Genomic DNA, 12,941 nt, shown 5'->3' on the forward strand with positions numbered 1-12,941 from the left:
CCGTTTTTCACGCGCCATCTTCATGACGATGGCGTGACTGGCAGCCGGCTTTTTGCCGACCGCCCGCCCCCCGGCGTCAACCGCCGCTGTCCACGCCCTGCACCTGCACCACGCCGTCGGGACGGTAGGACGGCGTGGCCGCGCGCGGTTGCGGCGCGGCGCCGGCGCCGGCCAGCGGTTCCTCGCCATAGCCCAGGATCTGCACGCTGATGACGGACGGCTGGTTCTGCCGCGCCTGCTGGCGGGCGCGCTGCGCCGAATCCTCGGCCGCGCCGGACGCGGCCGAGGACGCCGCGCTGGCCGAGGCCAGCGCGCCGGTGTTGACCACCGCCGTCACCGGAATGCCCTTGCTGTCGCCCTGCACCTGGATGTTGGCCGCGTTGACCACATGCAGCGCCGCGACGTTGACGTTGCCCGACACGCGGATGCCGGCCTCGCCCGCGTCGATGGTGCCCAGCGGCGCGATCAGGTCGACGTCGCCCGCCGGCACCTCGGCGATCGGCGCCAGCGTGGCGATGCCGGCGCCGGTCGACGGCGCCGTGGGCGCCAGGGTGACGTTGCCCAGGGCGTCGTAGACGCGCTTGGGCGGCGTGTAGAGCACGGTGGTCTTGGCGCCGCGGCCGGCGTTGATGTCGCCCTCGGCCGACCAGGCCTGGATGTGGCCGCCGAAGGTGGTCATGATGCGGCTCTGGCCCAGCAGCACGCTGCCCAGCGCATAGAGCTGGATGTCGCCCTGGCCCTGCGTCACCACGCCCGCCGTCGCCGGCGGCGCCGCGCCTTCGATGCCCAGCACCTGCTGGCCGCCCGGCGTCAGCACCTGGATGTTACCGCCGAACAGAGTGCGCAGGCCGGCGCCGCCATACATGGTGAAGTCGCCCTGGTACAGGCGCTGCGCGCCTTCGGCGTCGGTCTGCGGGAACAGCGCCGCGATGGCGCGGCGGCCGCGCAGGTAGCTGCCGGTGCGCGGGCCGCCCTGCTCGTTGTACTCGCGGCCGCCCTTGCGCAATTCGGCGAAGTACAACTGGCGCGCGTAGAGGCCCTGCTGCGCGGGCGCCAGCGCATCCAGCGCGGCGCGCGCGCCGTCCTCGCCGCCGGCGTAGCCATGATGCAGGCGCAGCCAGTTGACCAGGTGCAGCTCGCTTTCCTGGCGATAGTCCTGCATCAGGTCGCGGCGCTTGCGCGCCGGATCGGCCGCCGCCTCGGCATCCAGCATGCCCTGGCGGCGCGCCAGTTCGGCCGCCGCGCCCGACTCGTCGCCCTGGTAGCCGTACGCCTGGCGCAGCCAGCCGGCCAGCGACAGCTCGCCGGCATAGGACTGCGCCACGCGATCGGGATAGGCCCCCAGGGTCTGGCCCGCGGCCAGCGCGCGTGCCGGATCCAGGTAGCGCGCCAGCAGGCCGGCGTAGTCCGGGCCCTGCGGCCCGACGCCCGCCAGCACCGCGATATCGGCGCCGGGACGCGCATCGCCGCGCACGACCGTGCCCAGGCTGACCACGCTGGCCACATCGTCCTGGCGGATGTTGCGGCCGGCCTGCACCAGCATCGCGCCAGGACCGGCCACCTTCAGGTCGGCCCGCACGATGTCGCGCCCGGCGCTCACCTGCGACAGGTCGTTGGCATTGCTGTGCAGGCCCAGCGCGCTCATCCCGAGGATGTCGCGTCCCGCCCGCACCGAGACCGGCAGCGCGGCCTCGTACCAGGTCAGCACGGTGCGCGGCCGCCCCTGCAAGGTATCCGTCATGATCCGCGTCTCGGCGCCGGCGCGCAGGCCGACGATATCGCCATCCACGGCATGGAAACGCGCCACTGCCGTTCCGCCTTCGCGCGGCGACGCATCCAATGGCGTATTGGGACCGAACGTGAAAAGCGGCTTGGGCGAGTTCTGCCAGACCTTGTTGCCCTCGACCGAGACATTGAAGATGGTCTGGTCGTTGTTCTCGCCCGCATTGATGGCCATGAAGCCGGGACGCCACGGTGTCGGCAGTGGCGTATCCGTGCCCGACATCGACACCGCATGCGCGCCCGCGGCGAAGATCGAGCCGCCGGCCAGCATCGACAATTCACCGCTGGACGACGGCGCCAGCAATAGCACGTGATTGACGTTTTCCGCCTCGCGCGTGGTGGCGGCCAGGATGATATTGCCGCCGGCCGCCGTCACGCCCAGCTTGGACGGATAGAGGTAGTTCACCTGCCGCTGCGCGCCGACGCGGGTCGTGTCATCGGTCAGCAGGTCGGTGCCCGGCTTGAAGGTATTGTTGGTGGTCAGCGGCGTCAGGTTGCCGCCCGCCGAGAACAGGTCGATGGCCGTGGCCGGCGTCCACAACGTGAACCAGCTTTCGGCGCCGCCGCCCTTGGACAGGCTGCCCTGGGTGTAGGGGCTGGTGTTGATCTGGCGCACGCGGCCGGGATCCGGCGCATCGGCCAGCACCAGGTCGCCGCGCGTATCCAGCGAGGCCACCGCATCGCCCAGCAGCAGGCGCGGCCCGCCCATGGGCTTGCCGCCGCCCACCGCGGACATATCGGGCGCGCGTAGCTGAGCGCCGTCGCCATAGAACAGCGAGATGCCGCCGACGCGGCCCGCCGTCAGCGCCAGTTGCCCGCGCAGATTGACCAGCAGCCCGTTCAGATCGACATCCTCGAAGTTGCCGGCATGGCCGGTGCCGGTGCCAGCGCTGCCGTCGGTCTGCTGCATCGCGCGCAGATTGGGGTTGTACGCGCCGCCGATGCGCAGATCCATGTCGCCGCCGCCGGTCAACACCAGGTCGCCGTCGACCACCCGGCCGGTGCCGGCCACCACAGCCACCAGGGCCTGCGAACGGCCGGATGCCAGATTGTTGTTGAGCAGCGCGTCGCCGCGCGCATCGCGCACGCCGGCATCGCGTCCGGCGCTGATGCTGAGATTGCCGCCGCCCAGGGTGCCGAAGCCGGTGAAACCCACGACCCGCGGCTGCTGGCTGTTGGTCGAGGCATTGGCCGCGTACGTGCCGAAATTGATCCACCAGCTCGACGCGATGTCGTTCACGCCCGGCATGCCCACGCTGCCCTGGCGCCACAGCCAGTTGCTGAGCGCGGCGCTGGGGTATTTGGTGTATTCGACATCCTGAGCGCCATAGCGCTGGGCGTTCATGGAATTCGCGCTCCATGCATCGCCGTAGATGTCACGCCCCGCCGCCACGGTCAGGTTGCCGCCCTGGTCCGGGTACCAGGCGCGATAGGCGGCCAGCGCCGCGTCGTACTTGCCGTCGTGCTGGATGGTGCCCAGCACGGCGTCATCGTCGGTGGTGCCCCGCGGCAGGTTGAAGCGCGCGTCCAGCGGCGCCCCCAGCGACGAGGGCGCGCCGGCCGTGTACACGCCGTAGACCGACGCCATGCCGACATCGCGCCCGGCCAGCAGCGACAGGTCGCCGGTGCCGGTGCGCAGCACGCTGAACAGCGGCGCGCGGTCGCCGTAGCGGTAGTCGCGCTTCACCGTGGTCTCGGTGCGGCCGCCGCCTGCGCAATAGCTGACGTCGAAGCACACCTCGTTCTCATCCATGAACCATTCCTGCGCCAGCTTCCTGACCGAATAGCCGACGTAGGCCGGGTCGCCGAAGTACAGCAGCGCCCCCTCCAGCGTCAGCGTGCGCGAAGCCGCCTCGCAGTAGCCCGTGCCGTTGCAGAAGTCGTCCTCACTCATGAAGAAGCTTTCGGCAATGGGCTTTGGCGAGGTTCCCAGCAGGGACTGGTCCAATCCCAACTCGTCGATGGCGGTCTGCGTCAGCCCGCGGTCGCCGATGAATACGCTGGTGATGGTCTTGGTGCCAAAGCCCAGCCGGCCGTAATGCGTGTCGGCCAGGATGATGTCGCCCTGCCCGTCCGCCCGGCGCGCCGCCATGTCGGCCGCCGTCAGGTCCGCGCCCGCCACCGCCATCAGGCTCCAGGCGCTGGCGCCTTCGCCCAGCATCGGCGCCAGCGCCCAGTTGCGGCCCTGGCGGCCATCCGGCCCGACCGGCCGCAGGTTGATGGGTTGATGGCCCGGCAGTTCGATGAAAGTCTGCGACGGGATCAGCGAGCCGCGCGCCAGGTCCAGGCGCGCGCTGGCCTTGAGCGCCGCCGGCAGCGGCACGCCCTTGGGCCAGGTGAAGGCCTGCAGCGCCGCCTCGTTGCGCAGCGTGAAGCCCGCGCCCAGGCGGGCGCCCGCGCCCAGCGCCAGCGCCTCCTGCAGCACCGTGCCGGCGCGCAGCACGCGGCCGTCGGCCAGCGTCAGGTCGCCGGTCAGCACCAGGCCGGCGGGCAGCGCCAGCGGGCCGTTCAGCGTCGCCGCCATCGGCAGCACGGTGCCGGCCGGCAGCGTGGCGGCCTGCGCCGGCAGGTCGTAGTTCAGCGCCCGGCCGGCCGGGAAGATGGTGCCCGTTTCCAGTTGGACGCCATCGGTGGGCACCACCAGGTCTTCACCGAACGGCGTCTGGCCATTGTCCAGGAAACGCCCTTCGACCAGCTTCCAGCCGCTGTCGTCGATGGTCTCGGGCGGCGGCGCGAAGCCGTCGTTGATGCTGCCGTGGATGGCCAGGTCGCCGCCGGCGCGCAGCACCAGCTTGCCGGGTTCGCCATAGCCGCGCAGCGCGGCCACCGCGCGGTTGGCGTTGGGGCCGTAGCGGTAGTTCGACAGGTCGATGTCGCCCGATACCGTCAGATTGCCATCGGGCGTGGCGCTGACGATCTCGACGCCGGGCCGCAGGTGATACGGGCCCAGCGCCGCCAGCCGGGCGGTCAGCGCGCCATTGCCGAGCGCGGCGTTCATGTAGGCCACGCTCTCGCCATCGATGCCGTCCAGGTAGGCCTGCGTGATCAGTTGCGGCGTCTTGCCGCTGACGTCGGGCCTGGGCGCCAGCGGCGCGTCATCGTAGCGGCGGAAGGCGTTCACGGCGACGGTCTTGGCGCCCAGGATCTGCGGCGTGCCCGTGATGCGGATGGCCACGTCATTGGCGCCATCGCCCGATCCGGCAATCGCGCCGCGTTCCGCGCCGCCGCCCAGGCGGCGCGCATTCAGGTCGAGCGTGCCGAGTTGGCGGCCGCCCAGGCGGCTCGGGTCGTCGGTGCCGGCGCGCAGGTCGAAGCGCGCGCCGGCGTCCAGCGCCAGCGTGCCGTCGCGCGAGGTCAGTTCGATGATGGCGCGGTTGGCGGCGTCGATGACCTTGCCATAGCTGTCCAGGCGCAGGCGTTCGCCATGCGTGTCCAGCAGGCCGTTGATGCGCAGGTCGTCGCGCGCCGCCAGGCGGATGCTGCCGACCTGCCGCCCGCTGGCGTCGATGCGTCCATTGACCGTCAGGCTGCCGCCGTCGACGCTGATTTCGACCATGCGCGCGCGCACCTCGTCGCCCACCACCAGATCGCCCTGCTTGACCTGGAAGCGGCGGGCGCCGGTGACGCCGCCCTGATTCAGACGTTGATTCAGGCCAGCGAAATCCGCCAGCGTCTGCGCGCGCAGGGTGATCTCGGCGCCGTCATAGGGTACGCGCGTGCCGCCGGCATCGCGCTCGCCGCTGGCCCCGCCCAGCACGGCGCCGTCCAGCGCCACGCGGCCGCCCGCCGCGCCCAGCGCCACGGCCTGCATGCGGCCGCCGCGCTGGTTGCGCGCCGACAGGTCGATGACCGAGCCGGCGGCCTGGACGATGTTGCCGGCCACGCTGTTCAGTTCGAGGTCGCCGCCCCAGCTATAGCGCACCGCGTCGTAGGCCGTGAAAGCGCGGCCCGACAGGTCGATGCGCGCGCCGCCCGCCAGCGTGATGTCCTCGTCGGCCTTGACGCTCAGCTTGCCCGACGGCAGCGCCACGGTCGAATCGAGCGTCACGCGCCGCGCCTTCAGGTCGAGCGTGGCGCCCAGCACATCGCGGGCCGGCGCCACGGCGCCGGTGCCCGTCAGCGCCAGCGTGCCGCCGGCGCGCAACGCCAGCGTCGCGCCCGCCTCGCCTGTCAACAGCGGCGTGCGCAGCGTCAGATCGCCGCCCTGGTAGCGCCAGCCTTCGCCCGCCACGTAGCCGTTCTGCTTGTGGTAGACCTGCAGGTTGCCGGTCGACCCGCCCGTGATCATCCGGGCCGCCTCCAGGTTGACCGCGGCAAAGCCCAGCGCCAGGCGGTTGGCCGGCACCAGCGAGGCCGGCAGGGTGTAGGGCGAATAGTCGAAGCGGATGACGTCGGCCGCGATGGTCAGGCTGCCGTCGCCCAGGCGGTCCAGCACCGCGCCGCCCGGCGCGGCGGGCGTGTCGTAGCCCAGCGGCACATTGCCGGCCGGCGTGGCCTGGACGGAACCCGCCCAGACGACTTCCGGCGCGCTGATGCGCGCCGTGTCGCCGGCCGCGCCGTAGCCATACACGGCCGGCGCGCCCAGCACCAGCCGCCGCAAGGCGGAGGGTCCGGCCGCGGCGCGCGTGTCCAGCGTCACCGCGCCATAGACGTTGATGGACTCTCCCGCATTGAGGATCAGGCTTTCCAGCGCGGGCGCGCCCAGCGCCGTATTGCCGCGCAGCAGCCGCGCCAGGGCCTCCTGGTCCAGCGCCAGGCCGGGCGGCAGTTGTCCTGCCGCCGCAGCCTGGGCCAGCGCCTGTGGCGAACCCAGGTTCAGGCCGGACACGCTCAGCATCAGGTTGCGCGTGCCGTACTCGACGTTGTCGCGCAAGGTGAAGGCGCCGTTGGTGGCCGCGCCAATCGTGCCTTCCGATACCAGGCGCGTGGTTCCCGTGCAAACGCCGGCGCAGGCGCCGATGTCGATGGCCACGCGGCCATCCTGCGCCGGGGGCCGCAGGTTGACCAGCCCATTGGACAGGACCAGCGCGCCGTTGGACTGGAGCGAGTAGTAATAGCCGCCACGCGCGTCCTGCGGCGCCGCTCCCAGCCCGACGGTGGACAGGACGGCCCCCTGCTCAACGGTGATATTGCCGTTGGAGGGCGCCAGCAGCACGAGCTCCGGCGCGTACAGGCGGGCGCCGCCCCGCACCAGCACGCGCTGGGAGTCGCCGCCCAGGCTGATCGCGCCGAGCGAATCGGCTTGGGTGGAGGCGCCTATCACGCCGCCCAGCACCATGCGGGCCGGACGCAAGGCATTGAGCGCGTCGGCCGAGACCGCCACGCCAGGGCCGGCCAGGGCCGGCGCCTGCCCCGGGCCCAGGATTTCCAGGCCGCCGCCGCGCACGTCCACGGCCAGCGTGCCGCCCGCGCCGCTGCTGTCCGGCGCCGCGGCGAAGCGCGCCTCGCCGCCGAACGCCAGGGCCGGCGTGCCCTCGCGGCCCGCCCCCGGCGTCAGCTTCAGGCGCAGCATGCCCGCGTCAGCCGGCAGCATCGGCAACGGCGTGCCGGTGCGGGCCGCGTTCGCCACCAGGAAAGCGTTGTACGAGGTCTCGTTGTATTGCGCATGGCGGCGCACCACGGCGCCCGGCGTCACCAGCAGTTGGCTGGCGGGCACCGCGCCCGGATCGACGCCCGGCGCCGTCATGCGGCCCGTGGTCACCCAGGAACCGCCACGGGTCGGCGCGGCCCGCGCCGCGTCGAACACACCCGGCGCGCCGGCCTCGACGCGGAACGCGCCCGGCAGCATGGCGAAATTGGCGGGCAACAGCGTGTAGGTGCCGGGCGGCAACCCCGGCACGCCGGCGCCGATGGTGACGCGCTGGCCGTACGCGGGCATGGCGGCGTCCTTGGTGGCCGGCGCATAGTCGCCGCCGAAGCCGGGCACGATGGCATAGACGGCGCTGCCGGACTTGCTGAAACCGAAGCCGGGATTGGCGTCGGCCATGGCGTACTTGAGCACGTCCACCGAACCGCCGCGTCCGCGCACGAACGCGGCGCCGGTCAGTTCGCCGCCGCCGGACAGGTCCAGCAGCGAGCCGGCCTCGGCCGCGATGGACTTCATGTTGATCTGGATCATGCGGGACGGCGCGCCGTTCAGGTCATTGCCGCCCACGCCCGCGACCCGGATCTCCTGTCCGCCGTACAGGTACTTGATACCGTCGGTGGTGCCGCCATAGGGCATTACCAGCCCCTGGCCGCTGATCGAGGTTACGCTGCCGGCCAGGAAACGCACGCTGGACGGCGCGCCCTCGGGCCCCATGAAGACAATCGAGCCGAGCGGCGCGCGCACCACGCCGCCCTGGACGATATTGGGCCCCGACAACGTCACCGAACCGAAGGCGGAATACGGCACCTCGGGCATTGCATCCGTGGCGCGCCGGATGGTCAGCACCGCATCCGGATTCTTCAGCGCATTGCCGCCCCCTTGCCCGTAGTATTCGCCCGCCGCAATCCCGCCGCCGCCGCCGGTGGCGGGATAGATCTGGGCCGCGGTGATCGTCAGGCGGTTGGGCGCGGCCAGCAGCGTGTTGCCATTGAAGTCCTGGCCCACGGACACGCCCGTCAGGCGCAGGTCGCCGGCCAGGTTGACCTGGACGTCATCGAAGCTGCGCAAGTCGCGCATGCCGCGCAGATCCATCATGCCGGCGTCCAGCACCAGGCGATGCCCGCGCTTGAGCCAGTCCGGCGCCACCATGCCGACCTGCACCACGCTGTCGGATCCCAGCGGCGGCGCATAGGCCGCGTGATTCAGGAACAGGTACGGGGCCGACAGGGCCACCACGCTGCCCTCGGGCGCGCTCTGGCTCAACATCAGCGGACCCGACAGGCGCAGGCTCTGGGGCATGGCCAGCGTCAGGCCGCTGTCGGCCCTTACCGACGCGAACAACGCCAGGCTGCCGAAGCCGCCGGCCTGGACCTGGTCCACGCCCAGGCCGCCGGCGCCATAGCGCAGGTCGGCGCCAGACTCGCCCGGACGCAGGCCGGCGGGCAGCAGCGAGGCCCCCTTCTGCCGCGACAGCGTCAGGACGCGCGGCGTCAACACCGCGGCCTCGGCCAGGTTCCTCTGGTAGAAGGCCGGCGCCAGCGCCACGCCCAGCGTTCCGCCCACCGCGCCCGGCCCGCCCGCCATGGCGCGCAGGTCGCCGTCCAGGTACAGGCTGTTGGCCGACGCCAGCACGATGCTGCCGCCGTTGTAGGCCAGCAGCGTGGCGCCGCGCCCGGGCAGGTCCACGAGCGCCTGCGCGCCCGACGCGTCCAGCAGCGAGCCGGGGCGCAGGATCAGGTGCCGGTCCATCGGCCGGCGCGGGGCGTAGGCATCGGCCTCCCAGTCCAGCGCGCCGCCGATCTCGATGCTGCCGCCCGCGCGCGCCACGCCATAGCGGCGGCCGTCGGTGGCCAGCGCGACGTGGCTGTCGCCCGCCACGTCCAGCACGCCTTTCTCGCCGATCCACACCGAGCGGCCGTTGGCCTTGGGCGTGTAGTTCTGCTGCGAGTCCACCCGAGTGTCCAGGATAGAGATCAGGCCGCCGGGCGCCACCAGGCGGCCCAGCACCGTGATCTGGTCGCCGCCGGCAAGGCGGATCGACTGGCCTGGATCCACCGCCACCCGCGCGCCCGCGCCGATCTCCAGCACGCCGCCAAGGGCGTCGCGGTCCGAGCGCAGGGCCAGGCTGGCGCCGCCACGCTGGGTCAGCCTGCCGCGCTTGGGATCTTCCGTGTACAGCGGCGGGGTCCACAGCGACAGGGCCTCGGCCGGGTCGGTGCCCGTGAGCGGCAGCGCGCCGCCTTCCCGACGCATGCGCCATACCGGCATGGCGACGGCGATATCCGCGCCATCGGCGACCCGCAGGCCGCCATGGCCGTTGAGGTCATAGCTGGCAAAGCCGGCCTGGAACAAGGACGGATCCAGCCGCACCGCATCGGCCGCCTGGCCATCGGCGGGGCCGCCCAGCACGAGGGCGCCGCCGCTGGCCAGGCTGAACGCGCCGCCGCCGCTCACGCCGTAACCGCGCACCGCGCCGGCCAGCGCCACCTTGCCGCCGGAGGCCGGCTGCGTGCTGACGGCGTTGGCTTCCAGCGTCACGCTGCCGCCGCGCCCGCCCTGCAACGCGCCACTGGTCAGCAGCGCCGCGCCCGACGACACATCGATCAGGCTGCCCGCCGCCAGCGCCACGTCGCCCGTGCCGCGCAGCGACACGCGGCCGCCGTCGATGACGGCCAGGCCGCGCTGCGCGGCCGGATCCTCCTTCAGGTTGCTCCACACGCCGCGCGCATCCAGCACGACGCCGCCGGCCACGCGCAGCGCGGCCTTGGCATTATTGGTCGGCAACAGCGAAACATCTTCGAGCCGGCCGGCCGTGCCCGGCTGGCGCAGCGTGTTGCCCGCCTGGATCAGGCCGCCGCGGCTGACCAGATCCGCATTGATGTCGACAGTGGGCGCATAGAGCGTGATCTCGCCGCCGTCGGCGCTGCGCAAGCCGGCATCCACGCGCACGGCCCGGGTGGCCGCCAGACGGATGGCGCCCAGGCTGAACCCGTTCAGGCGGTCGGCGTCCAGGAACACCTTGCCCTTCATCTCGGCGGGCAGCGCATCGGCCAGTTCGAGGCCGGCGGAGCGGCCCGCCAGATCCCGGCCCACCACCACCTCGGCGGCCGCGCCGCCGGCGCCGAGCTGGTAGCGCAGGAAGTTGCCGGCGTTGTCGTAATAAGGCTTGTAGGTGCCCACCACGAACTGCGCCGCGCGCGCCGCGTTGCGGTGCGACTGGCTGTAGCCGTCCTGGCCGGCCACCGGCGCGCGCGTCTGGCGGTCGCCCTGGTAAGTGTCGCTGATGACGTCGCCATCGAGCACCGCGTTGCGGGTCGAGACCACCAGCGCGCCGGCGTCGCGGCCCACGGTGTAGCCCGATTCGTAGCGCGTCGGCGGCGCGATCAGCGGGTTGTAGAAGCGCCGCGTGGCGTTCTCGCCCCAGCGCCGCGACACCGCCTCGTAGCCCCGGTACAGGCCGCTGTAGAGCAGATCGCCCGGCGCGCGGTCGGCCAGGTACAGGCGGCCGTCCTCGCCGCGCAGCCAGCTCTGGCGGATCTCGCCGCTCTGCACGTCGAGCGTGCCGCCCGACAGGTTGATGGCCGAGCCGGCCTGCGTCACCACCTCGGCGCCATCGAAGCGCACCACGCCGCCCTGCGCCAACCAGTGGCTCACCGGCACGCCCAGCGTGCCCAGGTAACCGCCCACTTCCAGCAGCCCGCCGGCCGTGTACCAGCGGTCGGCATCGTTGCCGCCGCTGCCCGCCGCCAGGCGCACCAGGTCGCGGCGATCGAGCCACACCTCGCTGTTGTTCAGCAGCTTGCTGTCGCGGTTGATCGGGGCGTCGCGCTGTTCGTTGCCCTGCAGGTTGATCTTGAGGTTGTTGGACTCCATCGACACGATCACGCCGACCGCGCCGCCCACGTCGATGCGCGCGCCGTCGCGCACCAGCGCGCGGCCATCGGCCTTGACCGCCACCTGCCCGCCGGTGGCCAGCGACAGCGAACCGCCCTGGAAGTCCACCGTGCCCTGGCTGCTGATGCGCAGCAGCGACAGGTCGCGGCGGAATTCGTCGCCGGGGATCAGCGCGGTGTTGCCGCCCACGGCCGGCTGCAGCAGGCTCGCGCGCTGGCCGTCCAGCGCGGTCGTCAGGCTGGCGTCCACCAGGATGGCGCTGACCGCGCCATCGGCCAGCGTCACCGCCGCGCCGTTGCCGCGCGCGTCCAGATGAATGGTGCCGCGCGCATCCACCGAGGTGCTCGACACCAGCACGCCGGCCTGCTCCACGCGCTGCGCGGTCAGGGTCACATCGCCCTGCGGCGCCTGGATCAGCCCGGTGTTGCGCACCAGGCCGGCGCCGGCCGCCTGCGCCTCGTTGCCGCGCGTGGTGGAGGCGATGTTGCTGTCCGAGCCCTGCCCGCGGCGGATGATGAAGCTGTCGCCGGCCGCCAGCAGCGCCTGGCCCTGCGGCGTGCTGATCTCGCCGGCGTTGCGGACTTCCTTGCCGGCCAGCAGCACGTAGCCGCCGCCGCGCGTGGCGCTGCCGGGCGTGGCCGTGGCCAGGCGCGCGCCGGCCTGCACCTCGATCTTGCCGAGCGCGTCCTTGAAAGTGGGAATGGTGCCGTCGGCGTCGGCGTAGATGCCGCGCTCGCGGAACTGCGCGTCGCTCATGGTGGCGGCGGCCACCACCAGGTTGCGCGCGTTGACCTGGCTGGCGCCACTGAAGATCACGCCGTTCTGGTTCACCACCAACACCGTGCCGTCGGCCTGGATCGCACCCTGGATCTGGCTCGGCCGCGCCGATGCGCCCACCACCCGGTTCAGCACCGCGTCGTCGGCCTTCTGCTGGAACCGCAGCGTGGTGTTGCGGCCCACGTTGAAGGTGTCCCAGTTCAGGATGGCGCGCGATTGCGTCTGCTCGATCGTCACCAACTTTCGGCCGCCGTCGGTGCCGGTGGTCGGCTTGTTGGCGCCCTCCCATTTGGCCTGCGCGCCCTCGGCGATCCACAGGCCGCCCGGCGCGAGCCCGTCCGGCACGGCCGAGCCATTGGCCGCCGCGGCAGCGCGCGCCGCCGCCTGCGCCGCCTGCTGCGCGGCCACCGCCGCCGCCGTGCGATTCAGGTTGTCCAGCGAGCGCTGCAACTGCTGGCGCGATTGCGCCTGCTGGCGGGCGCTGTTGCCGATGCCAGCCAGACTGCCGTCGGGCATGCGGCCGGTGCGCTGCGCGGTCGATTGCACCGCGCCCTTGTCGGCGAACCAACCCGGACTGAAGGCGCGCGGCTGGGCCTGCGCCGCCCCGCCCCAACCGCCCGCCACCAGCAGCACCGCCAGTGCCTGCGTCACCGGCGTCAGGCGCCAGGCGGGACGGCGCGAACGCCGCGGGGATCGGCAGGGGACAAGGGTGTGACGACGGCTGGGCATGACGGCTTTTCCTTCGTGGAATCGGATCTGGCATCTGCAGCGCCGGGACCGGTGCGCCTGGAAGAAGGCGACGCGGGCCGGGCGATTCTGCGCATGGGTGCCTAGACCGCTTAAAGCGTCATCGACTGCGCCTTTTCATAAAAAATTCATATTTCACGTTTGGGACAACGCG

1 protein-coding gene is annotated in these 12,941 nt (G+C 72.4%); it reads right to left on the minus strand.

The window, feature by feature from the left end:
- Positions 1-76: 76 nt before the first annotated feature.
- Positions 77-12,769, minus strand: coding sequence for a filamentous haemagglutinin family protein (locus tag AAID08_RS19005; protein WP_395756772.1), 12,693 nt, complete (start codon positions 12,767-12,769; stop codon positions 77-79).
- Positions 12,770-12,941 lie beyond the last annotated feature (172 nt).

This window comes from Achromobacter sp. EB05, from assembly GCF_044232075.1.
Lineage (GTDB): Bacteria > Pseudomonadota > Gammaproteobacteria > Burkholderiales > Burkholderiaceae_B > Achromobacter > Achromobacter dolens.

What these genes read in the sequence shown, in the direction of transcription:
- AAID08_RS19005 (WP_395756772.1), bottom strand. Translation starts at nt 12,769, where the DNA reads ATGCCCAGCCGTCGTCACACCCTTGTCCCCTGCCGATCCCCGCGGCGT.